Below are 23,359 nucleotides of genomic sequence, written 5' to 3' on the forward strand. Positions count from 1 at the left end.
TCCTCACTTCGCGGCTTCGCCGACCGTGGCCCGCGGCGCGGACTCTCCCGGTTCGTCGGCCCGCAGCAACTCTTCGATCAGCCGGACGGCCTCCGGCACGGCGGCCGACACCGGCGGGCTGAGCCCGATGCCCTCCTCGACGGAGGCGGGTTCGCAGCCCACGACCAGCGTGCGGCGCGGCGGCTGCCCGCCGGTTGTGGCGCAGAGGGTCCCCAGCAGCGCGAGCACCGTGTCGGGGGTCATCCGGTGGCCGTCGAGCGGTACGCCGTGCGGCTCGCCCGCGTCGGCGCTGTCGTACTCGATGACGTACAGGGTGCCGGGGTGCTCGCCGCGCGCGGTGGCGTCCACCAGGATCAGGGTGTCGTAGCCGTCGAGGACCTGGTACGCGAGGTGCACGCCCCGTACGCCGATGTCCACGGCCTCGACGTGCGGGGGCAGTTGCCGCCCGGTGAGCGCGCGCACGGTTTCCACGCCGAAGCCGTCGTCCCCGAGGAAGATGTTCCCGATCCCGGCGACGAGTACCTTGCCGCGCTCCTGGCGGGGTGGGTCCACGGGCAGGCTCATGCCTCGTCCTCCAGCGGTTCGACCTCGTCGGGCTGGAAGTAGAGGAAGCGGCCCTGTTCGCGGCGGATGTCGGCGCCCGGATCGTCCTCGACCGTCACCGCCAGGTGCACTCCGCCGTCCACGTCGTGCAGCACGGCCTCGACCTTCGCCGTACGGCCCGCCAGGAACAGGTCCTGTGCGTCGGTGCGGCGCAGGCCGGGCCGCAGCAGCACCCGGCTTCCCGCGCCCAGCGAGCGGCCGTCGACGACGATCCGGTCCTGCCCCGGGTCGAAGCCGGCGTCGCTCGCCGGGTCCCACCACGGGGTGTCGGGACGCGGCACGCCGAACTCGTCGGGGAAGCCGCCCGCGGCCGCAGCGGACGCCGTTCCCGTGCCCTCGCCCGCTCCTGTCACCTCGCGCAGACTGCGTACCGCCCCGTGCAGGCGCTCCAGGACCTCGGGCGGCATGGTGTCCGCCAGGTCGATCACGGCGGCCGCCCGGTCGTCGGTGCCCCGGGCCTCGCGCTTCTCCTCGTCGGTGAGCGCGGCGGTGCGCAGGGCGAGGATCTCGTCGATCTCGGTGGCGTCGTACAGAGCCCCGGGGCTCTCCGGGGCGATCGCCGGGTGGTCCTCCAGGATGATCGGCGAGGACAGCACCACGTCTCCGCGCCCGGGTTCGCCGGCAAGGACCGGCCAGGTGTGCAGATTGCGGCAGGACGCGACCGCGCCCTTCGCCCACTCGGGGGGATCCGTCATCGACAGGAACGACCCCGCGCTGAGCCCCATGAGGAGGTGGGTGGCGACCAGGGAACGCGGGAGGGCCGCGTCCCGGTCGGCCGCCGTGCCGTCCGGGGGTGCCCAGGTGCTGGTGTTCTCGACGATCGCGGTCAGCCGCAGCACGCGGTAGGGCCCGTCGAGTTCGCTCGCGGACAACCGGAGTACGCCGCTCGTCTCCTCGTAGCGGCGGACCGTTCGGCCGACGACACGACCGGACTCGTCGAGGACGGGCTCGGTGTCCTCACCCGCAGGGCGGTCGAAGGGGACCCGCACACCGTCGCCCAGGAGTTCGTCGATGGGCACGACCGCCTCGACGCGCTCCTCCGTTCCCTCGTCCCAGGGGACCAGGGTCCGGTCGCCGAGCCGGAGTTCGGAGACCGTCTCGAAGCCGCCGTCCGGGCGCGTCTGTTGGACCGTGCGGCGCCGGGCGCGCAGGAAGCGCAGCTCGACCGCGAGGGTGGCGTCCGCCTTGGGTTCCATCAGGCATTCGGTGTGCTGGAAGTCGTACTCCTCGCAGTCGGCGCCCCAGGCGGGCGGGACGAGCACGCCGAACTGCCAGCGCAGCCGGTTCTTGGCCGCGGAGGCACGGTACGGGTAGAGCACATAGCCCTCGAAGAGGACGGCGTCGGCCACCTGCCGGGCGAGGGCGAGGCGGGCCTCGGTCTCCGGGGCGAACGTGGTCACGCTCACGGAGCGGTCCTCCCGGTGGTGCTGGTGCTGCCGGTGAGAGTGAATCTTCGGGGTGGTGCGGGAGCCGCCCCGCCGCTCTCGTCGAGCAGGGCCCGCACGGTCGCTTCCCAGGAGGGCAGGGCCCGTCGGGAGCGGAAGGCGAGCAGGGCGTCCATGGTGTCGCGGGGCAGCCGGATCCAGCCGCAGCCGGGGAAGTGCTGTTCGACCATCTCCCGCCAGGTGGCCACCGGCATCCGGAAGACCGCCTCCCGGTCCCATGGGACGGGTTCGACGCGGAAGCCGCCCGCTCCGGTGAACGCCGTGCCGGAGAACAGCATCAGCAGCGGCACCTCACCGCTGGTCAGCGCGGTGAAGTAGCGGGTCGCGGCGATGTCCATGTCGTATGTGCACGGTACGACGAGGTCCGTCTCGGTCTCCCCGGTGAAGGCGGGGACCATGACGGAGACCTGGGCGAACTGCACCGGCTGGAGGGTGCTGCCCCAGCGCGAGCGCTCGCCGAAGAGGTCGGCGAGCCCTTCGGCCTCCGCGGTCTCGTAGCCGCGTCTGGCGGGCTCGATACGGATCTGGCAGCGCAGGGCCATGGCGTGGACCGGTTCGTCGCCGGTCGCGGTGATGCGCAGCCGGAAGACCAGGGTCGGTCCGGCGGCGAACCGGTCCGCGCGCACGCCGGTGCAGGTGAAGGCGAACTCCGTCACGCCGGGCCCTCCTCGCGTACGGGGCGGGCGCGTCGCCCGACGTGTTCGAAGAAGGTGTCGAGGGCGGCGCGGGCCTCGGCGCCGCCGTCGAAGCCCTGCCACAACAGGCGCATCCGGCCGACCAGTTCGTAGCAGATGTCGACGGGCACGAGATAGCTCTCGCAGCGGCCCTCGTGGCGGCGCAGCAGCAGCGCCTCCACATCGGGTTCGAGCAGTTCGGCGAGGCGGCTGTCGCCGAGGACGGCGGTCCACGTCGCCGGATCGAGCTCGCTCTCGGTGGCCCCGGCGGGGCTCGGATAGAGGGCCACCAGCCGGTCGAGCGCGGCGTTGCGGAAGAAGAAGGCGACGCCGACCGGGATCTGCAGCGCCTCCCAGGCACCCTCGTCGAGGTGGTGGTCCGGGTCGGTGAGGTAACGGTCCGGAACCGCGCGGAAACGGCCGCGTGCGGCGCCCGGCTGTTCCATCAGCAGGGCGCAGGACGTACAGGCGCAGACGATGGCCCGGTGCTCGATGTCCACCAGGTGGCGGTGGCGTGCCTCGTCCACCGCCACCGCGCACAGTCCGCACCGCTCCGGCCGCGGTTCACGTCCGGTCAGGAACCGGCGCAGCCCGGAGCCGCGCGTGGCCGGGCGGGGAGCCGGGGGCGCGCTCATGGGGCTTTCGCCGGGGCCGGGCGGGCGGTGGTGCCGGCGCGGGTCCCGGGGCCGGTGCCGATCTGGAGCAGCGTGGGCTCCCCCGAGCGGCCGGCGGCCTGTACCTCGACCGCCGTGACCTCCGGCGCGAAGCAGGCGAGCGCGTCCTCGGCCGCCTGCTGGGCCGTCGTACCGCTCGCCGCGCAGCCGCATCCGCCGCCTCCGGCCGCCCGCAGCCGGAGGGTGCCCGTCTCCTCGTCGAAGTCCACGACGTCCAGTTCGTGGTCGCGGACGCTGTCGAGCGCGCGGTTGATACGGGTCGTCCGGTCCTCGGGGTGCAGGTCGTGCAGGACGAGGAGGCTCGCGACCAGTTCGTCGCCGAGCAGCCCCGCCAGGGGATCACCGGGGGTTCTGCGGCCCACGGGCGTGGACAGCAGGTGGAGCATCCGGGCCAGGCCCGCCCCGTAGAAGTCCATGAGGGCCTGGACGAGTTCCTCGGCCGCCGCGCGGGTGGCCGGGTCACCGGTGGTGGCGAGCCGGTCGAGTACGTCCTCGATCCGCTGCCCGGTGCGCACCGCGTCGACCGCCGGTGGCGCCTTCGTCGCGTCGACGGTCGTGCCCGCGCTCATCCGCCCAGTCCGCTCAGGCCGGTGGGCATGTGCATCTTCTGGACGGTCTTGCCGCCACCGACGTACATGTGCACGCCGCACGGCAGACAGGGGTCGAAGCTGCGGACGGCACGCATGATGTCGATGCCCTTGAAGTTCTCCGGGGAGTTCTCCTCGAAGATCGGCGTGTTCTGCACGGCGTCCTCGTACGGGCCGGGCGTGCCGTAGGTGTCCCGGGTGCTGGCGTTCCACGGGGTCGGCGGGTACGGGTGGTAGTTGGCGATCTTGCCGTCGCGGATCACCATGTGGTGGGAGAGCACACCGCGGACCGCCTCGGTGAAGCCGACGCCGATGCTCTCGTCGGGCACCTCGAACTTCTCCCAGGTCTGGGTGCGTCCGGCGCGGACCTCCTCCAGCGCCTTCTCCGCGAAGTGCAGGGCGACGGCGGCGGTGTAGGCCTGGAAGTAGGTGCGCGCGCGGTTGCGTTCCAGCGCGTTGCTCCAGCGCGGGATCTTCCACTCGAAGGTGGTCTCGGGCTTGGTCATGGTGCGCGGCAGGTTGATGACCACGCTGTGACCGGTCGCCTTCACATAACCCGTGTCGACGAGACCGGACAGGGCGGTGGACCACAGGCGGGCGATGGGGCCGCCGCCGGTGTCGAGGGCGAGGTGGTCCTTGCCGTCGAACCAGCGGGGCGACATGACCCAGCTGTACTTGTCGTCGAAGTTCCGCTTCTGCGGGGCGGGGATGGTGTGCTGGTTCCACGGGTGGCGCGGGTCGACGGGGTTGCCGAGCGGGTCGTGGGTGACGAACTGCTCCTGGCCCTGCCAGTCCTCGTAGTACGAACTGCCCAGCAGGATGCGGATGCCGAGGTTGATCTTGGTGAGGTCGTTGGTGACGAGCTTGCCGTCGACGATCACACCGGGGGTGACGAACATCCGCCGGCCCCAGTCCGTCATGTTGGCGTAGGTGAAGTCGCAGTACTCGGGGTCGTTGAGCGCGCCCCAGCAGCCGAGCAGCACCCGTCGGCGTCCCACTTCCTCGTACCCGGGCAGGGCCTCGTAGAAGAAGTCGAACAGGTCGTCGTGAAGGGGGACGACCCGCTTCATGAACTCCACGTAGCGCATCAGACGGCTGAGGTAGTCCGTGAAGAGCTGGACGGAGGCGATGGTGCCGACGCCCCCCGGGTAGAGCGTGGAGGGGTGCACATGGCGGCCCTCCATGAGGCAGAACATCTCGCGGGTGTAGCGGCTCACCTGGAGCGCCTCGCGGTAGAACTCGCCTTCGAGCGGGTTGAGGGACCGCATGATGTCGGCGATCGTGCGGTAGCCGTGCTCGGCTGCGTGCGGTGCCTCGGTGCGCTCGGCGAGTTCGAGGACGCCCGGGTTGGTCTCCTTGACCATCTTCTCGCAGTAGTCGACCCCGACCAGGTTCTCCTGGAAGATGTTGTGGTCGAACATGTACTCCGCGGACTCGCCGAGGTTGATGATCCACTCACCGAGGTGCGGGGGCTTCACGCCGTACGCCATGTTCTGCGCGTACACCGAGCAGGTGGCGTGGTTGTCCCCGCAGATCCCGCAGATGCGGCTGGTGATGAAGTGCGCGTCGCGGGGGTCCTTGCCGCGCATGAAGACGCTGTAGCCGCGGAAGACGGACGAGGTGCTGTAGCACTCCGCGACCCGCTTCTGCTTGAAGTCGATCTTCGTGTGGATTCCCAGGCTGCCCACGATCCTCGTGATCGGGTCCCAGGCCATCTCCATCAGGCCGCTACCGTCGCCGGCCGCCTTCGTCTTCGGTGCCATCGTGTGTGTCGTGCCCTTCTTCGCGCGGGTGGTCCGGGAGGGTGTGGACGGGGTGGTGGAGCTGCGTCTCAGGTGGGGCGGGGGTTCACCACGGCGGCCGGTATCCGGTGGTGATCTTGTCTCCCGTGTGGCGCCACTTCGGCTCCTTGTCCACGGTGTTGATCGTGAGCGACCTGAGTCTGCGGACCACGGCGCCGTAGGCGCCGCTGGCCTTGGAGGACAACTTCGCGCCCGGAGGTTCGTCCATGAACGGCATGAACTTGTCGGGGAACCCGGGCATGGTGCAGGCGATGCAGATGCCGCCGACGTTCGGACAGCCGCCGATGCCGTTCATCCAGCCCCGCTTGGGCACGTTGCACTTGACGACCGGGCCCCAACAGCCCAGCTTCACCAGGCACTTGGGCGAGTCGTAGGTCGTCGCGAACTCGCCCTGCTCGTAGTAGCCCGCGCGGTCGCAGCCCTCGTGCACCGTGGCACCGAACAGCCAGGACGGGCGCAGTTTGTCGTCGAGGGGGATCATCGGTGCGGAGCCGGCCGCCTGGTAGAGCAGGTACGTCAGCGTCTCGGCGAAGTTGTCGGGCTGGATGGGGCAGCCGGGGACGCAGACGATGGGGATGCCCGCGTGCGACTTCCACTCCCAGCCGAGGTAGTCGGGGACGCCCATCGCGCCGGTCGGGTTGCCCGCCATGGCGTGGATGCCGCCGTACGTGGCACAGGTGCCGATGGCGACGACGGCGAGCGCCTTGGGTGCGAGCCGGTCGATCCACTCGCTGGTCGTGATCGGCTGGCCGGTCTCGGGGTTGTCGCCGAAGCCGCACCAGTAGCCCTCGGGCTTGATCGACTCGTTGGGGATGGACCCCTCGACGACCAGCACGAACGGGTCGATCTCGCCCCGCTCCCCCTTGAAGAACCACTCGATGAACGTGTCCGCGCCGCCGACCGGACCGCATTCGAAGTCGATGAGGGGCCAGTGGACGGCGATCTTGGGCAGACCCGGCAGATCGCTGAGCGCGATCTGTTCGATGCTCGGCTGCATGGCCGCCGTCAGCGCGACGGAGTCGCCGTCGCAGCTCAGCCCGGCGTTGATCCAGAGGATGTGGATCGTGGGCGTCTCGTCGGCGGGCGCACCACCGGCGTTCGTCGCGCCGGCCGTACTGGGTGTCGCCGCTGTCATGGGACCGCCTCCTCGGGGAGGTGAGGGACAAAAGCCTGTATTTCGACCATCAGCTCTCTTGGTACCAGCCATCCGGCCGACGTGAGAGGTCTTCCTGGGCCGTTCCAGTGACAAGCGCCCGCGCGGACCGGCCGGCCTCCGGCTGTGTCCTGGCGGCTGTGGCGGCCGTGGTCGCCGCGAGGTCGAGGTGCGGCGGGGTGGATTCCGGTCGTCGCTTGTGGACGAACGCGCGGCGCAGGGCGTGATAGGAGGCGTCCGGGTCGTCGAAGGTGCGGCGCATCCTGGTCAGCTCCCGCTCGCGGAAGGCGGCCAGGGGCTCGCCGCACTCCTGGCGTTCGAGTTCGGCCTTCTTCGCGGCGATCCGGGACGGTGATCCCGGCAGTGCCGCCAGCCGGGCCGCGAGGCGGCCGACCTCCGCGGCGAAGTCCCCGGGAGCGCAGTCGACCACCCGGTCGACGAGCCCGAGGTCGCGGGCGCTCGCCGCGCTCATCGGCAGGGCCTCGCCCAGGAGCCGGCCGGCCGTCGTCGCTCCAACGCGGCGCGGCAGTGTGTACGTCCAGTACTCCGAGCCGTACAGGCCCATGAGCCGGTAGTGCGGGTTGAGTACGGCGCCGGCGCGGCACCAGACCTCGTCGGCGGCCAGGGCGAGCATCATCCCGCCCGCCGCGGCGTTGCCCGCGACGGCTGAGACCACGAGCCGGTCCGTGGTGGTCAGGACCGCCTCGACGAGGTCGTCGATGGCGTTGATGTTGGCCCAGGACTCGGCGGCGGGGTCCTCGGCGGCCTCGATGACGTTGAGGTGGATTCCGTTGGAGAAGAAGTCCCGCTGCCCGCCCAGCACCAGCACCGAGGTGGGCCGCGCACACGCCTGCCGGTAGGCGTCGAGAAGGCGTCGGCACTGCGTGGTGCTCATCGCTCCGCCGGGGAATGCGAACGAGAGAACTCCGACGCTCCCCTCCTCCCGGTACCCGATGTCCGTCCAGGTGCGCCGGCGCGGGTCCGCGCGATCCGGTGCGGCGAGCTCCGGCAGGGACGGCAGCCGGTCGCCGAGGGCCTGCACGGCCGGCAGTTTGTACGTGGGCGGCTGTCCCGGGAGGCGCCTGCGCCGCAGCTCGGGGATCCAGACGGCACCGTCCGTCGTGGCCCGGCAGATCGCCCCGGCCCGGGTGGCCAGCAACTCCCCCGGGGCGCCGCGCAGGCCGCCTTCGTGGTGGCCGCCGTGCAGATACCACTCGGCGCCGCACAGCACGTCCAGCACGCCGGGCTGCGAGTCCGCCGCGCGCAGCTTGCGCAGGACGGTCTCCGTGGAGTCGGCGTCCCAGTCGATCCGCCGGACGCTCTGGTCGAGGTACGGGCGGATGCGCACCGGGGTGTATTCGGCGTGGGCCGGACCCTGCGGGCGCGGGGTGTGCGTTCCGGAGGCGAAGCGTTCCACGGCGAGCAGGACGGCCGTGAGCGCGGCGTCGGCGATCTCACCCCGGTACAGGTCGCTCTTGCCCACCGGCGGGACCGCGCAGTCGACGGACGCCCAGACGTCCCCGGCGTCCATGTCCTCGTCCGCCTGAAGGACCGTCACTCCCCATCGGTCGGCGCCCCGCTGGATCGCCCAGTCCAGCGAGGACGGCCCCCGGTCCCCGAAGGGCCCCGGGTGGACGATGAAGCACGGGTACGCGGCCCACACCTCGCGGGGGATCGCCGTCTTCAGCATCGGCGCGAGCACGAGGTCCGGTGCGTGCCGTCGGACGGCCTCGGCCAACGGGCGCTCGGGCAGCGCGAGTTCCACCGCGACCGTGTGCCCGTGGTCGCGCAGTTCGACGTGGACGCGCTGGGTGAGGCTGTTGAAGGCGCTGGCCACGAGCAGGATGTGCACGGCGAGCTCCGGCGGCGGACGGTGCGGGCGGCGACGCCCCGGTCGACTGCGATGCTCGGACACGCCGAACCGCCGGGCCTCGACGACAGGCTGAGGGGTCACCCGAAAGCGGACGCCTACCCGCCACCCGGCGGCCCCACGGCCTGATCCGAACGACAGGACCTAGGCCCTGCGGTCTCCCGGACCAGGAGTCCATGCCGCGCGTACGGCCGGGCGACGAGGTGGGCGAGGTACGACAGGCCGGCCGAGAAGCCCACCAGGCTGCCGTGCCCGGCCCTCTGGTGGGCAGGTCCGGGTGGTGGCGGGTGGTGATCAGGCGCCCGCGGGGTCGTGTTCGTAGGGGCCGGTCAGGGTGCGCGAGCGGGCGACGGTGACCTGTGGACGAGGTGGAACGAGCCGTCCGCGTGGCTCAGGTTCGGCGCCCACACGCCGCCGGAGTCGGGGTACCCCCGGTCAGGTCGAGCAAGCGGGTGCTGTCCAGGTCGCCGCCCCGGGCACCACTCGAACGTAGAGGTCGCCAGGTAGAAATCGGCTCCCACGCGGAGGATGGACGGGTCCGGATGCGAGGCGGCGAGGACCGGGTTCCGGACGGTCTGCGCGGTCCGCTGCCGCATACGTCTCGTTAGACGGGCGATGGTCGAGAGCGGGTGAAGATCGAGAGCGGGTGGTCGAAGAGGACCGTAGTGTCGAACACGTTCGCAGGCAACGGTGGTTCTGCCGCCGAGCGCCCGTCCACACCGAAGGGATCGGAATCGATGAACGACGTCACGACCGAGAGCCAGGTCCGCTCGCTGAAGGAGGCCGTCGGGCGGTACGGCATCTGGAGCGTGGGCCTGCGCTCGGAGGATCCGCAGCGGCGTGGCGAGCGCGCCGAGGCCGCCGCCGAGCTGGAGCAACTCGGCTTCGGCGCCGCCTGGTTGGGCGGCAGCAGCACAGCAAAGAACGCGGCGCCGCTCCTCGCGGCGACCGAGCGGCTCATCGTGGGGACCAGCATCCAGAGCATCTGGACGCAGGACGCCTTCGCCAGCGCGGCGGCCTTCGCGGAACTGGAGACGGCCCACCTCGGCCGCTTCGTGCTCGGCCTCGGGGTGAGCCACGCCAAGATCACGGACCAGTACCGCCGCCCCTACGCGAGCATGGTCGCGTATCTGGACGCGCTGGACGCGAGGGGAGTGCCCGCGGGACGCCGGATGCTCGCCGCCCTCGGCCCGAAGATGCTGGAGCTCTCACGCGACCGCGCCGCCGGCGCGCTCCCCTACCTCGTGACGCCGGAGCACACCACGCAGGCCCGCGAGATCCTGGGCGAAGTCCCGCTGCTGGCACCGGAGTTCAAGGTCGTCCTGGAGACGGACCCGGACCGCGCCCGCACTCTCGCCCGGGGCGTCCTCGCCCTCTACCTGTCGCTGCCGAACTACACCAACAGCTTTCTGCGGCTGGGCTTCGCCGAGTCCGACTTCGCGGACGGCGGCAGCGACCGCCTCGTGGACGCGCTCTTCGCCTGGGGCGACGAGGACCGTATCCGCGCCCGTGTCGAGGCCTTCCACGCGGCGGGCGCGGACCATGTGGCGCTCCAGGTGGTGACCGAACAGACCCCCGACTCCCTTCCGCGCGAGGAGTGGCGCCGACTGGCGGGCATCCTGCTCTGACTCTTCCCCGCGCTTCCAGGGTCTTGCCGGCGCCTGGCGCCCTGCGTGGTGGCTCACATGGTGTAACGCGCTGCACCATCGATCCGGGGGCCGGTCCCTCGTGGCGGCGGGCGGCCGGCGGCCTCGTCGCCGGCCGTCGGAAGAAGCCGGTCCAGGCGGTCGACCAGCCCTGGTACTGACCGGTCGGCCACCCCGCTTCCTCTGCCCCTCGCCCAGTCGCGCCCGCATTCCTCTGAAGGGACCCTCCCATGGCCGCTGGCCTCCGGCGTGGACGCCGGACCGGACTGCCTGCGGAAAGCCGACACGATCGGCGACAAGCCTGCACGTCGTAACGGCGCCCCGACGGCCGCTCGGAACGCCGACCGCCCGGTATCCGGGGCGGCGAGGGTCAGGCGCGGCGTGCGGCCCACACCGTGCGTTCGGTGCGCACACCCAGGTCGATGCGGCGCACGATGCTGTGAGGGCTGTCGGTGTCGAGCAACCGGTCGAGAGCGGTCAGGTCCTCGGCCGTCAGGGCGGATGCCACGCTGCCGCGCATGCGACGCAGACCGCTGAGTGCGTAGCGGCCCGCCGCGTCGGTGCGGGGCGGGCCTAGGTCGACGGTGATGGTGCGTTCGCCCTCGACGGTGAAGCCGGCTTTCGTCAGCTTGGTCCCCCAGTCTGCGCCGCGGTGGGGGACCTGCTCGGCGTGGTGGTGGCCGAGTGCGGCATGGCAGCGCTCCTCCAGACCGGGAGCGTCTTCCGGCGCGCCTTCGGGCAGGAACCGGGGAAAGCCCGCCAGCTCGACGACGGCGAACAACCCGCCCGGTGCCAGCAGGTCGTGGATCCGGCGCAGGGCGCGGTCGGGGTCGGGCATGTGATGCAGGGAGGCCGATGCCCAGACCAGCTCCGGCGTGCCGAGTTCGGGCCACGCCGTCGCGTCGAGGTCGGCCCGCACGATGCGTACGCGGTCGGCCGCTCCGGCTGCGGCCGCCTTCTCCTGCAGGCGGTGCAGGTGGGCGGCCGAGAGGTCGACGGCCGTCAACTCCGCCTCGGGAAAACGCTCGAGCAGAGCGAGCGTGCCGGCTCCGGTCCCGCAGCCCAGATCCACGATGCGGCGGGGGCTGGTCCCGATGGGCAGCCAGGCGGTGATGGACGCGATGTGTTCGGCGAGTACTTCCGCGTCCAGGTCGAGGATCTCCGCCTGGTCGCCTGCGTCGTGCTCGTGCTCGTGAACATGGTGCGCGCCGTGGTGCGCTGTGTGCGGGGAGGGGTGGTTCATGCGCCCACGCTAAGCGGGTCGTCCGCGTGCGACCTGGCGGGTTGCCGAACGCGCAAGACGATGGCCGACTGGACTGCGGAACGCGCAAACGGTCACGATGACGGGCGGTTCGCCTTACCGACGGCCTCGGCGCGCTGGTGGCCGCGGCGGGCGTCGCGGTCGAAGATGCCCAGGATCTCGCACGGTCCGCCCTCGGCGCCGATGGCGTGCGGGAGCATCGTGGGGAACTCCGCCGCCTGGTTGGTCTCGATCCGGAAGCGCCGGTTGCCCAGGAGCAGGCTCGCGGTGCCGGAGAGGACGACGAGCCATTCGCGGCCCGGGTGGGCGCGCATGCGCGAGGGGCTGTCGGGCGGCGGGTCGGTCATGCGCTGGCGTACGACGGTCATGCCGGGTTCTGCCTTGATGGGCCAGCGCATCAGCCCATGGGCCGCGTCGATCATCGGGCTGGAGACGACGTCGTCCGCGGCGGTCTCGACCAGTTGGTCGAGGGAGGTGTCCAGGGCGCGGGCGAGGGTGACGAGCTGGTCCAGGGCCAGGCGGCGCCGGCCGTTCTCGATGCGGCTGAGCGTGGACTGGCTGACCCGGGCGCGGGCGGCCAGCTCCTCCAGGGACCAGCCCTGGGCCACGCGCAGGGCACGGATGCGTTTGCGTACGAGGCTGTCCAGCTCACCAGCGTCTTGCGTCATGGGCAACAGCGTATGCCTGCGCGGCAAGGACCCCGCCACCAGGGCGGGGCCCTTCACCATGCCGGTCGAGCCGCCGTACGGCTATACGGTCAGCGGCGGAACAGAATCAACGGCGGCCGCCGTGACCCTCACCGTGACGCCCACCCACGTCATGACGGTCACCAACGTCGTGACGGTCACCAACGTCGTGACGCCCGCCCACGTCGTGACGGTCACCAACGTCATGGCGGTCACCCACGTCATGACGCCCACCCACGTCGTGAAGGCCACCCACGTCGTGACGCCCACCCACGTCACGACGGTCACCAACGTCATGGCGGTCACCCACGTCATGACGGTCACCAACGTCATGGCGGTCACCCACGTCATGACGGCCACCCACGTCATGGCGGCCACGCACGTCGTGACGCCCACCAACGTCATGACGCCCACCCCCGTCACGACGGTCACCAACGTCGTGACGGCCACCCACGTCACGACGGCCACCGTGCTCGCCGCGGTACTCGACACCGCGCTCACCCCGATAGCCGCCGTCGCGGTTCCCGGCGTGACGGGCGCCCCAGGAGAAGGTGTCGACCAGGCGGCCGTGCTCGTCGCGCAGGGCGGCCGTGTCGGAGCGGTCGCCCCACACGGAGGCGCGGCGGTCCTGGTAGAGGTCGCGGGAGTTGTCACGACCCATGCCGGTGTGGACACGGACGACGGAGCGGCCGTCCAGCCGGTAGTGGTGGAAGGTGTACGTGTGACCGTCACGGTCCGACAGCGTCCAGCCGCTCAGGTTCACCGCACGGCGGGCGCTGTTGATGACCTCCACCCACTCGCTGTTCAGCGACCGGTTGGAGCGGACCCCGTGGCCCACGAAGCCGTGCTGCACGTCGGCGATTCCCACGGCAGCATGGTGTGGCGTGCGGTCGGCCGCGGACGCCGGCAGCGCCGCCGCCCCGGCCACCGCCACCGCCGTCAACGCGACGGCGGCAAGACGACGAACGCTCACAAACGCAGAAGCGGACACAAAGCCCTCCTACTGGGTGCTGGCATCCCGCGGCCGTCCGACGCGGTCCGTTCCGGGGTGCGTGTGCGGGTGTGCGGCCTGCTGGCCGACGCGCACACATTGCTCCCACCCCTGGACGATTCAGGCGATACATGAGTGCTGTTACCGATCATCCATATTTCCGTGACACTCACATGCATCGTCCATTTATGTCCTGAATGCGACGTTTTAGCGTTTCTTCAGAGGGCTTTCCCTTGCGGGCACACGCCTCGGACGAGTCCCCGTGACGCTCCGCCCCTCCACGCTCGACCGTGCCATCACCCGAAAGTGGATCACGACCCCCGGAGGGCATCCGGCCCCATCGGACAGGTTTGGGCTGAGCTTCCCAGGTCAGGCGTAGTCGTAGAGCGCAGAGGAGAGAGGCATGTGTGCGGAGCACCAGACGAACTCCCCCGACACCGCAACCGCCCCCGGCCGGCTGCGTTCACCCGGACCACGCAGTCCGGCCGAGGCACGCGAGGCGGTCAGGCACGCCCTCGAAGAAGGCGTACGACGGTCCGGCGGGCGCGGCAACGCGGGCGATGACCTCGCCGTCGGCGACGCCCTGCTCGTCGCCTCGGAACTCACCACCAACGCGATGCTGCACGGCGGCGGTGTCACCGAGTTCGAGGTGATGCTGGTCGACCGGGAAGTACGCCTGTCGGTGAGCGATCACAGCCGGGAACTGCCCACGCCGGCACAGCAGCCCGACGAGCCGGGATCCATGAGGATCGGAGGTCATGGCTGGCCGATCATCTGCCGCCTCGCCCGCGACATCACCATCGCGGAGCTCCGCGCCGGCGGCAAGCGCATCACGGCCGTCGTAGCACTCTCACCTCAGTAGGACTGGACCAGGACTGCGACTGGGACTGGGACGACAGGAAGACGACCCCCGTCGAACTCCTTTGGTCAGCCGCCGCCGGAACGAGTTCACGCGGTGAGGGCCTGCCGGGGCGTGCCTGTCGCGGAAGGTGCGCGTCGCACGACGGGGCGCACCGGATATGTGGTCTTCGCCGGATCCACCACCGGGTCGCCCAGCTCTATCCGGCCCGCCGCGTGCAACGCGTCGCACTCGTCCGTGGGCAGGGCCACGTAACAACCACCGCGCCCGGAACCGGAACTGAGGGGCTGCCAGTAGCCGTAGCGGCGCCGCCCGTTGGCATGCACGGTGAGGCAGACGGGAACACGCTGGACGGTGATCAGACGCAGGACCTCGGCACCGCCGGGGCCGAGTGGAGCGGGCGTACGCGGGAGGGATCGGAGCATCGTCAGCGGGCTCCGATCAGGGCTCGCGGCACGGCGCGGCGTCGGAGAGCGGGCGTCATGTGCGGGCGGCCTTTCGACAGGCGGGTTCGATCGCGTACCGCCGGGAGCGGTGACGTTCTCGCTGCTCGGCATTGTTGCCGAGGGCACTGACAATGCGGTCGGGCTGCTCCGGGGCACTCCCCCGGTCCCGTTCACCGCTGGTGCGGGAGAGTCTGTGCGCGAGCGTCCTGTTCGCCCTGGACGAAGGGGTCGTCGGCGGGGTCGTAGGGTCCGGCGTGGTCGGCGAGCGTCCCGGTGACCCGCTCCCACTCCTCGACCTCCGCCCGTGCGACGACCGCGTCCCGGCCGGTGAGCGAACCACTGTGAGCCGCCTTCCGTGCGGCGGCCAGCGCGGACCTCGCCTCGTGGTGCCCCATTCCCGTGGCCGAGCGGCGTACCCGCGCCCAGGCGGCACGCTCTTCGCCGGAGGGCTCCGGCACCTCGCCAACCATGTCGTCGACGGGACCGGACGCTCGGTGCTGCTCCAGGCTCACTGCTCCACCTCGTTCAGGTGCGGGGGCTGATGTGTCCTTCGGCAGTCCCGTGTGCCCCGGTCACGCGAACCGACACCTGCCGGCGGCGAAGAAGCGCTCACCAGGGCAGGAAGGCGTGCACGTCCTTGCCGTCGGGCCGCACCACGACGCTCACCTGATGGCAGAGCGCGTGGAGGAGGTGCCAGCCGATTCCGCCCGCGCCATGGGCCGGGTCTACGCGGCGAGGCGCGGGCGGCGTCGTGCTGCTGTCGCGGAGCGTGACATGCACGCCGTCGAAGGTGGGGCGGATCCGGAGTTCGAAGGGGCCGGGAGCGTACTGGACCGTGTTGGCGGCCAACTCCGTCACCACCAGCAGGATGTCGTCCCAGTGCTCGGCCGCTCCGGGCGGTGACGTCCGCGCGAGTTCGCACAGATATTCGTCCGCCACGAGGCGGGCGTCGGTCACGTTGCGCAGCTGTCCGGGGAAGGTGCTGGTGAGTCCCTGGGGCTCGTCGCCCGGCACCTTCTCGTCCCCGTTCGGGTCGCTTTCCATCGCGCCTCCCGGTCTCGTCGGCGGGATGTCTTGCTCTTCATCGCGCCACGCGTCGTCGCACAGGGCGTCCTCGCACCGCGCGGGCTTCGCCCACCCTTCGGGACCGCGTCCCTACGATCCGGCGTCCCGGGACCTGCGGGCGACCGTACGCCGCCTCAGCGCGCGTCGTTCGGTCTCACTCGTACCGCCCCAGACGCCGATGGTCTGCCCCGTGTCGAGCGCCCAGCTCAGGCACTCCTCACGGACGGGGCAGTGTCGGCAGACGGCCTTCGCCTCTTCGACCTGCGGCAGCGCGGGGCCCGTGCTGCCGATGGGGAAGAACAGATCGGGGTCGACGCTCCGGCAGGCCGCGGACTCGCGCCAGTCGTTCATGGGGGCCTCCTACGATCGCGATGGTCTTGCGCGATCTGTTGTTCGTGGGACTTCGGTCCTCCTTCGGGTCACCCTTGATCGCACCTGCGAAACAGCCGGTTTCGTGTGGACAGCACCGTTTGAGCGCGGAACAACGCGGACAGCCGTGTACGGGCACGGCGCCCCCACATGCCCGTTCGGCGCGGCGGGGACGCCCGAGTGGCAAGATGGGACCGCAGATGAGCAGCGTCGGCGCTTCGACGAACAAGCAGGTGGCACATGTCGCACGAGCCCGGCGAGGTCTGGGAGCAGTTCGCCGTCGCGCTGGCGGAAATGGCGCGGGATCTGCTGGCCCAGGAGTCGGTCCAGGACACACTGGACCGCATCGTGGAACATGCGACCGTTCTGATCAACGGTTGCGACGACGCCGGCATCCTCACCGTGCGGCGGGGCGAGGTGCATCCTCTGGCGGCGACGAGCGACGTGGTGCGACGTGCGGACCAGATCCAGCAGGACCTGCGGGAAGGCCCGTGCTTCGACGCCGTGACCGACCGTCAGCAGGTCTACACCATCGAGGACTTGAGCCAGCCGCACGAGCGTTGGTCCCACTTCGCCCCCGAGCTGAGGAAGCTGGGTATGGGGAGCGTGATGGGCTTCCTCCTCTTCACGGAGGACGACGAGCTCGGCGCCCTCAACCTGTACTCCCGCCGGCCGCACACCTTCGACGAGGCCGCGCAGCGGGCCGGCTGGATCCTCGCCTCGCACGCGGCCGTGGCCTTCTCCGCGGCCCGTACGCATCAGCAGCTCGGTGACGCCCTGGAGACCCGCCACGAGATCGGCGAGGCGATGGGCATCCTCATGGAGCGCTACAAGCTGTCCGAGGACTCGGCATTCAAGCTGCTCAAGAAGGCGTCCCAGGACCACAACATCAAACTGCGCGAGATCGCCCGCCGCATCTGCGAAACCGGCGAAAAGCCCCGCTGACCGCTCCGGGCGCAACGGGCCGCGATCCGGGACGAGCGACCCGGCGGAGGCCGCCGAAACAGTCGCCGACCTGCTGTGACTTCGGCCACCCCCTCTTGCCCCGGCAAAGAAGGCATACCTAAGTTTCGTTTCATGGCCCCACATACCCCCCCGCCTTCCGACGGCACCCCCGCGCTGGTCGACTTCCCCGTCGACCTCACCGCACAGGAGGTGCGACGACAGGCCCAGGTCCTGGCCGCCCTCGGCCCCGACTGGGACCCGATGGAGGTCATGCGCGGCGAGGAGGCCGCGTACGACCTGCTGTACTCCGGTCTCGACGAGGAGCAGCAACGCCTGTACGACGACCTGGTCGCGGCCGGCGTGCTTCCCCGGCGCGGAGGCGGCCATGCTGCCGCTTGACCCGCAGGCGGACCGCGGGCGCCGCGCCTGGGTGAGCTGCCCGAACTGCAACGACAGTCGCGGGTGCGCACCGTGCGAACAACGGCGCACCTGCTCCGACCACTGGCGCTATCTGCTCTCCAACACCGGCAGCCTGCTCCACCTGCAGTGCCCGTCCTGCACGCATGTGTGGGTCCATGAGAGCGGCTTCGGTGCCACCCGCTCCCTGTGGAACCGCATCACGAGCGGCCGCCCGGATCCTCGCTGATCGCTCCCGGTCACAGGGCGTGCGGGTCGGTGGGTACCCGCGGTTCGTGGGGGACGTAAGAGGCGATGAGTGCGGCTGTGTCGTCGTGGAGACGGTTGCCGCTGTAGGCGAGCAGATCGTGGTGGAGCCGGTCGAGGAGTTCCCGGGGCGGGAGGACGCCCCAGGAGCGGATGCGCTGGGCGAGCGGGTAGAAGGCGCCGTCCCGGTCGCGTGTCTCGGTGACGCCGTCGGTGTACAGCAGGATCTGATCGCCCGGCCGAAAGGGATGTTCGTCGGCGCGGTACGGCTCTCCTACGAGCACGCCGAGGTTGAGGGGCGGTGAGGACCGGTCCGTCTCCAGTTCGGTGACTTCGGCGGCGCTGATGAGCAGAGGGGGCGGGTGGCCGCAGTTGACGATCCGCACGACACGGTCGGGGGTCACGATTTCCGCGAAGACCGCGGTGACGAAGCGCTCGGCCATGTCGCTGGCGGCGTAGTCGGCGGCCCGGCGGCTCATGCTGGTCTCCACCCGGCCCGCCAGGGCTGCGAGGTCGGGTTCGTCGTGGGCGGCTTCCCGGAAGGCGCCGAGCAGGGCGGCGGCGGTCTCCACGGCGAACAGCCCCTTGCCTCGGACATCGCCGATCACGAGACGGAGGCCGTACGTCGTGGGCACCGCCTCGTAGAGATCGCCGCCGACGCGTGCCTCCGCGTCGGCGGAGAGGTAGAAGCTCTCCACCAGGATGTCGCCGACGCGGTGCGGAACGGGCCTGAGCAGGACGCGCTGGGCGATCTCGGCCACGAAGCGCACGGTGGCCAGGGTGCGCTCCCGTCTCATCCGGCTGACGGCCAGGATGGTTCCCAGGGTGCCGATGAGAGCGGTGCAGAAGTAGGCGGCCACGTAGTGGCGATCCCACAGGTAGCCGACGGAACGTCCGGCGCAGCACGGGGTACCGGCCAGAACCCCTTCGAGCGCCACGGCGAAGACGGTGACACAGACGACCATCACGGGGCCGTGGGCGAAGGCGGCCACCAACGGGAGAGCGATCAGCAGGAAGCTCACCGGCCACTCGACGGGCGTGATGGGTTCGATCGCCAGGACGGCCGCGACGTAGAACAGGGGTAGCCAGCGCATCCACAGGGGCGGTGCCGGCAGCGAGCGGCCCGTGCTGTTCGGGTGCGGTGCGGCGCTCTCCGCCTCCGCGCCGCGGCCCCGCCACCTCGTTTGATGCAGCCTGTTCACACGGAGCTCCCGGCACACGGTTTCGGCAAGACGCCCAGCCTGGTGGGCCTCGGCACGGCGTACCGGTCATTGCTCCACTCAACGGCATGTCAGGCATCGGATCGCCGACGACACACCCGTGACCGCCCCTGTCTCGGGGGCGTGCTTCAGAGTGCCTGGAGCTGGGTGAGCAGGCTCAGGGTGTCGGTGTTGACCCAGTACTCCGCGAACTTGCCGTCCCGCATGCGGAGTGTGTCGGTGCCGGTGAAGGTGACCACGGTCCCCGGCTGGGCCTTGGCGCCGGGGAAACCGCCGGCGTAGGTGCCGGTGGCTGTCCAGCGCACCGACGCGTAGCGGCCGTCGACCAGCGGCGGGACCTCCATGGTGAAGCGCAGGTCGCGGAATGCCGCGCGGGTCTGGCCGATCCAGGCCACCAGGCCGTCGACGCCCCGTATGGAGCTGCCGTCACCGCCGCCGAGGAGGGCGGCGTGGACCCGGAAGCCGGGAGAGATGATGCCCGGGGCCTGGGCGGAATCGCCGTTCCAGAGCCGCAGCCACGCGTCGAGCATCGCCTTCGGCTTCCGCTCGGCTCCGCGGCGGTCGTGGGCCGTGACCGTCCGGTCGGCCGCGGTGGTCGGTGAGGTGGCCGCGGCGGCCGTCGTGGCGGTGAAGGCGAGAGCGGCGATCGCCGCGGGGACCAGCAGCCGTGCCCGGTGGCGCCTCGGGGTCACGGGGGTGGCGGTCATGGCGGATCCTCGTGTTTCGGGTGGGAGAGGGATTGCGGGGGAAAGGTGTGCGCTCGGCGGCAAGGTGCGCGATCGGCGGTTACGGAAGGACCCGCTACGGGTTCAGCACGACCTTCCCGGCGACGGTGCCGGACTCGGCCAGCCGCAGGGCGTCGGCGACGCGGGTGAGGGGCAGTTGGGCGGCGATCTGGGCGGTGACGTCACCGCGCTGGAGGGCCTCGAAGACCTCGGTGAGGTCGGCGCGCAGCCGGGCCCGGAACCGGTCCTTGGCCAGGGCCCGCCCGGCCCAGACGTTGAAGAAGTAGGCGCGGCGGCGGTTGGGCAGCGTGTTCCACAGCCACACCCGGCCGAGCAGCTTGAGCACGGGCCACTGCTTGGACCCCTCGTCGTCCCGGGTGGAGGCGCTGCCGTACGAGACGAGCGTGCCGCCGGGCGCCAGGAGGTGCCAGGAGTCGACCGCGCTGCGGCCGCCGACGTGGTCGAAGACGGCGTCCACCCCGCCGGGAGCGAGCTCGCGAACCCGTGCGGCCACGTCCTCGGTGCGGTAGTCGACGGGGATGACACCCCGCTCCCGCAGCCCGTCGTGGTGGCGCGCGGACGCCGTGCCGATCACCTTCACGTCCGCGGCCTGGGCGAGCTGGACCAGGACCGAGCCGACGCCGCCGTTGGCACCGTGGACCAGAATGGTCTGCCCCGCACGGATGCGTGCCTTGCGGTGCAGCATCTGCCAGGCGGTGATGCCGTTGACCACCATGGTCTCCGCCTCCGCCGCGCCGATCCCGTCCGGCACCGGCACCACGTCCGCCGCGTCGACGAGCACGTGGCTCGCCCAGCCGCCGACCTTGACCAGCGCGGCCACCCGGGTGCCGGCCAGACCGGGCTCGACGCCCTCGCCGGTCGTGAGGATGGTGCCGACCAGGTCGTAGCCGGGCACGAACGGGAACGCCGGCTGGTCGTAGTACCGGCCGCGGCGCATCTGCTGTTCCGCGAAGGAGACCCCGGTCGCCTCCATCCGGATCACGACCTGGCCGGGGCCCGCGGCGGGGACGGCTCCGTGCCGGATCTCCAGCTCTTCCGGCTCCACCTTGCCCGGCAGTACGACCTCGACGAGTCCTTCGGCGTTCATGACGACCTCCACTGCGCTCCGCGTCGGTTACTCACTTTTGCGTTCGTTAGAAGTTATAACGCAGCAGGAATGAGAGAGTCAAGAATTTTCGTGATACCTTCTAACTGCATCTTGAATCTATAATCCTCCCGACTGCGGAAAGGTGGCAGGCCATGGCCGACACGGGCACGCAGACCCCGCGCGAGCGCTACCGCGCCCACGTACGTGCGGAGATCAGGGAACGCGCATGGGAGCAGATCGCCACGGCAGGGGCTTCCGCGCTCTCCCTCAACGCGATCGCCAAGCAGATGGGCATGAGCGGGCCCGCGCTCTACCGGTACTGCGCCGGGCGCGACGAGCTGATCACCGAGCTCGTCAGGGAGGCGTACCGAAGCCTCGCCGACACCTTCCGCGCGGCCTCCGCGTCCGGTGCCGACCTGGCCGCACTGGCGCATGCCCTGCGCGGGTGGGCCCTGGACGACCCTCAGCGGTACTTCCTCGTCTACGGCACGCCCGTCCCCGGTTACCACGCGCCCGACGACGTCACGGGGATCGCGTCAGAGATCATGACGACCCTGCTCGACGCCTGCGCCGCGCCGACCCCGGACGGCCCCGAGGCCCTGCGCCGGGCCCTGACCTTCTGGACCCGGCTGCACGGAGTGCTGTCCCTGGAACTCGCCGGCCACTTCACCGGGATGGGCTTCGACCCCGCCGTGATGTTCGCCGCCGAACTGGACGCCCTGCCGCCGCGCTGACGAGATGCCTGTTCGCAGGACCGCCGACGCCCCGCTCCTCGTACTCAGTCAGGCGCGACCTCCTCCGGAACGACCACCTGGTCGACCATGCGCTGGATCTGTTCCGCGGGGAGGGCCACCGCCATGGCCCAGTAGTAGATGGCGAGGCTGAGGACCGTGACCGCCGCCATGTCCCACCACAAGGGGAACCACGGGTGCTTGAGGGGGCCGAAGTCGCTGGCGTAGACGATGAGGCCCATGCCGATCAGATAGGCGGGGAGCCACTGGGCCGCACGCAGATCGAGTTGGGGCGTGAGCGGGTTCATCCTGAACACGCGGTTGGCGATGAGGATGACGTAGCCGATCAGGATCGCGATGCCCAGCTTCCAGTCCGTGGTCCAGCCCGACCACAGGATGAGGAAGTTGGCGACGACGAAGGCCAACGGGGACATCCAGCCGCCGCCGGGCAGCCGGTACGGGCGGTCGACGTTCGGGAGGCGGCGGCGGAAGACCCCGAAGGACAGGGGCGCCCCGGCGTACATCAGCACACTGGCGCTGGTGATCAGCCCCACCAGCGAGCGCCAGCTCGGGAACGGCAGGAAACACACACAGCCGACCACGAAGGCGGCGATGAGGCCGGCCCAGGGCACCCCGTTCCGGGTGGTCGCCTCGAAGGACGACGGCACATAGCCGTTGCGGCTGAGTCCGTAGGAGACCCGCGAGGAGCCCGTGATGTAGATCAGGCCGGTGCCTGCGGGCGAGACCACCGCGTCGAGGTAGAGGACCGCGGCCAGCCAGCCCAGACTGATGACCGTGGCGACCTGCGCGAACGGACCGGTCAGGGTGTTGAAGGCGGCGGTGGCCCAGGTGCCCTGGATCTGGGAGGCGGGAAGCGCGGCGAGGAACGCGACCTGAAGCAGGATGTAGATGATCGCGCCGATCACGATCGAGCCGATCACCGCGCGCGGGATGTCGCGTTTCGGGTTGGCGCTCTCACCGGCGAGCTGGTCGGCCTGTTCGAATCCGAGCAGCGCGAAGATGATGCCGCTGGAGGAGACCGCGGACAGGATGCCCTTCGCGCCGTAGGGGTTGAACCCGTCGGCGGCGGTGAAGTTGCCGACGTGGAACTGGGCGATGGCGAACACGAAGATCGTCAGCAGCGGGATGCCGACCTTCCACCAGGTCGCCGCGCTGTTGGTGCGGGCCAGCAGGCGGATGCTGAGGAAGTTGATCGCGGTGATCACCGCCATCAGCCCGACCGCGACGGCGATCCCGGAAGCGGTCAGGATGTGTTGGCCCCCCTGGGTCTTCAGCCAGCCGTTGGCCCATGAGTAGTGCTGGCCGTACGTGATCATGGCCAGCACCTCGATCGGTGCCACCGTGGCCGCCTGGAGCCAGGAGAACCAGCCGAACGACGCTCCCGCCGCGCCACCGAACGCGTAGTGCGGGAAGCGGGCCGTACCGCCGGACACCGGATACATGCCGCCCAGTTCGGCATGCACCAACGCCAGGATGAGGATCACGACGCCGCCGATCCCCCAGGAGATGATCGCGGCCGGGCCCGCCGCCGCCAGGGCGCCCTGCGCGCCGAACAGCCAGCCGGACCCGATGATCGACCCCTCCGAGGCCCAGATCAGCCCGATGAATCCGACTTCTCGCCTCAGGCCGGGAGGCCCGGCATGGGTGGCGGGTGCCGCTTCGGTAGCGCCCATGACCCTCACCCCCGCACCAAAGGGGACGTACGTCGCAATGCCGCGATATCGACACTTTAACGTCCGAGTGATACGAGCACGAGCGGCATGACGAGTCCGTATCGCGTCGACAACCATTGACATGCACGCAACACGTTTCCAA

At 70.7% G+C, this 23,359-nt stretch carries 26 protein-coding genes; 6 read left to right on the forward strand and 20 right to left on the reverse strand.

What is annotated here, in order from left to right:
• Positions 1-3: 3 nt before the first annotated feature.
• The 9 genes from ACIQTP_RS04790 to ACIQTP_RS04830 all read right to left on the reverse strand — a co-directional run bounded on the left by ACIQTP_RS04790 (position 4) and on the right by ACIQTP_RS04830 (position 9,404).
• Positions 4-564: a hydrogenase maturation protease gene (locus ACIQTP_RS04790; RefSeq protein ID WP_403396296.1), complete on the reverse strand. Its 561-nt coding sequence runs from the start codon at positions 562-564 to the stop codon at positions 4-6.
• Positions 561-2,009 (reverse strand): hypothetical protein, encoded by a 1,449-nt coding sequence (locus ACIQTP_RS04795; protein ID WP_403396298.1) that lies wholly within the window; start codon positions 2,007-2,009, stop codon positions 561-563. Before ACIQTP_RS04795 ends, ACIQTP_RS04790 begins: the two co-directional genes overlap by 4 nt.
• The gene (locus tag ACIQTP_RS04800) at positions 2,006-2,704 is read right to left on the reverse strand and encodes a DUF6084 family protein (protein ID WP_403396300.1); all 699 of its coding nucleotides are present in this window, start codon (positions 2,702-2,704) and stop codon (positions 2,006-2,008) included. Before ACIQTP_RS04800 ends, ACIQTP_RS04795 begins: the two co-directional genes overlap by 4 nt.
• Positions 2,701-3,357: a DUF5947 family protein gene (locus tag ACIQTP_RS04805; protein ID WP_403396303.1), complete on the reverse strand. Its 657-nt coding sequence runs from the start codon at positions 3,355-3,357 to the stop codon at positions 2,701-2,703. The genes ACIQTP_RS04800 and ACIQTP_RS04805 overlap by 4 nt, the downstream gene beginning before the upstream one ends.
• A complete protein-coding gene (locus ACIQTP_RS04810; protein ID WP_403396305.1) occupies positions 3,354-3,965 on the reverse strand; it encodes a hypothetical protein in 612 nt (203 codons plus the stop codon). The genes ACIQTP_RS04805 and ACIQTP_RS04810 overlap by 4 nt, the downstream gene beginning before the upstream one ends.
• Complete coding sequence (locus ACIQTP_RS04815; RefSeq protein WP_402033385.1) at positions 3,962-5,746, reverse strand: nickel-dependent hydrogenase large subunit; 1,785 nt, start codon at positions 5,744-5,746, stop codon at positions 3,962-3,964. Before ACIQTP_RS04815 ends, ACIQTP_RS04810 begins: the two co-directional genes overlap by 4 nt.
• A gap of 85 nt (positions 5,747-5,831) precedes the next feature.
• Positions 5,832-6,920, reverse strand: coding sequence for a hydrogenase expression protein HypE (locus ACIQTP_RS04820; RefSeq protein WP_403396307.1), 1,089 nt, complete (start codon positions 6,918-6,920; stop codon positions 5,832-5,834).
• 49 nt (positions 6,921-6,969) lie between these two features.
• On the reverse strand, positions 6,970-8,790 hold the full coding sequence (locus ACIQTP_RS04825) for an enoyl-CoA hydratase-related protein (RefSeq protein WP_403397255.1): 1,821 nt from the start codon (positions 8,788-8,790) through the stop codon (positions 6,970-6,972).
• A gap of 347 nt (positions 8,791-9,137) precedes the next feature.
• Positions 9,138-9,404 (reverse strand): family 43 glycosylhydrolase, encoded by a 267-nt coding sequence (locus ACIQTP_RS04830; protein ID WP_403396309.1) that lies wholly within the window; start codon positions 9,402-9,404, stop codon positions 9,138-9,140.
• A gap of 141 nt (positions 9,405-9,545) precedes the next feature.
• Here ACIQTP_RS04830 and ACIQTP_RS04835 point away from each other — a divergent pair, with 141 nt between their 5' ends.
• Positions 9,546-10,436 carry an LLM class F420-dependent oxidoreductase gene (locus ACIQTP_RS04835; protein WP_403396312.1) on the forward strand — a complete coding sequence of 297 codons (891 nt, stop codon included), beginning with the start codon at positions 9,546-9,548 and terminating at the stop codon, positions 10,434-10,436.
• Between the two features lie 388 nt (positions 10,437-10,824).
• On the opposite strand, the gene ACIQTP_RS04840 is transcribed toward ACIQTP_RS04835, so the two are convergent.
• From ACIQTP_RS04840 to ACIQTP_RS04850, 3 genes are all read right to left on the reverse strand, one after another.
• Positions 10,825-11,697: a class I SAM-dependent methyltransferase gene (locus ACIQTP_RS04840; protein WP_403396315.1), complete on the reverse strand. Its 873-nt coding sequence runs from the start codon at positions 11,695-11,697 to the stop codon at positions 10,825-10,827.
• Between the two features lie 92 nt (positions 11,698-11,789).
• On the reverse strand, positions 11,790-12,383 hold the full coding sequence (locus ACIQTP_RS04845) for a helix-turn-helix domain-containing protein (protein WP_403396317.1): 594 nt from the start codon (positions 12,381-12,383) through the stop codon (positions 11,790-11,792).
• Positions 12,384-12,489: 106 nt separating this feature from the next.
• Complete coding sequence (locus ACIQTP_RS04850) at positions 12,490-13,392, reverse strand: lamin tail domain-containing protein (RefSeq protein ID WP_403396319.1); 903 nt, start codon at positions 13,390-13,392, stop codon at positions 12,490-12,492.
• Between the two features lie 403 nt (positions 13,393-13,795).
• Here ACIQTP_RS04850 and ACIQTP_RS04855 point away from each other — a divergent pair, with 403 nt between their 5' ends.
• Complete coding sequence (locus tag ACIQTP_RS04855) at positions 13,796-14,254, forward strand: ATP-binding protein (protein WP_403396321.1); 459 nt, start codon at positions 13,796-13,798, stop codon at positions 14,252-14,254.
• Positions 14,255-14,340: 86 nt separating this feature from the next.
• Here ACIQTP_RS04855 and ACIQTP_RS04860 read toward each other — a convergent pair whose 3' ends face one another.
• The 4 genes from ACIQTP_RS04860 to ACIQTP_RS04875 form a co-directional block, all read right to left on the reverse strand.
• A complete protein-coding gene (locus ACIQTP_RS04860; RefSeq protein ID WP_402033406.1) occupies positions 14,341-14,676 on the reverse strand; it encodes a hypothetical protein in 336 nt (111 codons plus the stop codon).
• A gap of 191 nt (positions 14,677-14,867) precedes the next feature.
• Positions 14,868-15,209, reverse strand: coding sequence for a hypothetical protein (locus ACIQTP_RS04865; RefSeq protein WP_403396324.1), 342 nt, complete (start codon positions 15,207-15,209; stop codon positions 14,868-14,870).
• Positions 15,210-15,306: 97 nt separating this feature from the next.
• Positions 15,307-15,741, reverse strand: coding sequence for an ATP-binding protein (locus ACIQTP_RS04870; protein WP_402033412.1), 435 nt, complete (start codon positions 15,739-15,741; stop codon positions 15,307-15,309).
• Between the two features lie 111 nt (positions 15,742-15,852).
• Positions 15,853-16,113: a WhiB family transcriptional regulator gene (locus tag ACIQTP_RS04875; protein ID WP_403396327.1), complete on the reverse strand. Its 261-nt coding sequence runs from the start codon at positions 16,111-16,113 to the stop codon at positions 15,853-15,855.
• A gap of 258 nt (positions 16,114-16,371) precedes the next feature.
• On the opposite strand from ACIQTP_RS04875, the gene ACIQTP_RS04880 reads away from it, so the two are divergent.
• From ACIQTP_RS04880 to ACIQTP_RS04890, 3 genes are all read left to right on the forward strand, one after another.
• On the forward strand, positions 16,372-17,076 hold the full coding sequence (locus ACIQTP_RS04880) for a GAF and ANTAR domain-containing protein (RefSeq protein WP_403396330.1): 705 nt from the start codon (positions 16,372-16,374) through the stop codon (positions 17,074-17,076).
• 132 nt (positions 17,077-17,208) lie between these two features.
• On the forward strand, positions 17,209-17,475 hold the full coding sequence (locus tag ACIQTP_RS04885) for a DUF6400 family protein (protein WP_403396333.1): 267 nt from the start codon (positions 17,209-17,211) through the stop codon (positions 17,473-17,475).
• Entirely contained in the window at positions 17,462-17,722 is a 261-nt protein-coding gene (locus ACIQTP_RS04890) for a hypothetical protein (RefSeq protein ID WP_054232522.1), read from the forward strand. Before ACIQTP_RS04885 ends, ACIQTP_RS04890 begins: the two co-directional genes overlap by 14 nt.
• A 10-nt stretch (positions 17,723-17,732) precedes the next feature.
• Here ACIQTP_RS04890 and ACIQTP_RS04895 read toward each other — a convergent pair whose 3' ends face one another.
• From ACIQTP_RS04895 to ACIQTP_RS04905, 3 genes are all read right to left on the reverse strand, one after another.
• Positions 17,733-18,941 carry a PP2C family protein-serine/threonine phosphatase gene (locus ACIQTP_RS04895; RefSeq protein ID WP_403396337.1) on the reverse strand — a complete coding sequence of 403 codons (1,209 nt, stop codon included), beginning with the start codon at positions 18,939-18,941 and terminating at the stop codon, positions 17,733-17,735.
• 146 nt (positions 18,942-19,087) lie between these two features.
• Positions 19,088-19,666: an ester cyclase gene (locus ACIQTP_RS04900; protein ID WP_403396339.1), complete on the reverse strand. Its 579-nt coding sequence runs from the start codon at positions 19,664-19,666 to the stop codon at positions 19,088-19,090.
• A 94-nt stretch (positions 19,667-19,760) separates the two neighbouring features.
• On the reverse strand, positions 19,761-20,792 hold the full coding sequence (locus tag ACIQTP_RS04905) for a medium chain dehydrogenase/reductase family protein (protein ID WP_403396341.1): 1,032 nt from the start codon (positions 20,790-20,792) through the stop codon (positions 19,761-19,763).
• 152 nt (positions 20,793-20,944) lie between these two features.
• Here ACIQTP_RS04905 and ACIQTP_RS04910 point away from each other — a divergent pair, with 152 nt between their 5' ends.
• Entirely contained in the window at positions 20,945-21,526 is a 582-nt protein-coding gene (locus ACIQTP_RS04910; RefSeq protein ID WP_403396344.1) for a TetR/AcrR family transcriptional regulator, read from the forward strand.
• A 44-nt stretch (positions 21,527-21,570) separates the two neighbouring features.
• On the opposite strand, the gene ACIQTP_RS04915 is transcribed toward ACIQTP_RS04910, so the two are convergent.
• Positions 21,571-23,217, reverse strand: a complete 1,647-nt coding sequence (locus tag ACIQTP_RS04915) for an APC family permease (protein ID WP_403396347.1) — start codon at positions 23,215-23,217, stop codon at positions 21,571-21,573.
• Positions 23,218-23,359 lie beyond the last annotated feature (142 nt).

Source organism: Streptomyces sp. NPDC090798 (genome assembly GCF_044768965.1).
Taxonomy (GTDB): Bacteria; Actinomycetota; Actinomycetes; order Streptomycetales; family Streptomycetaceae; genus Streptomyces.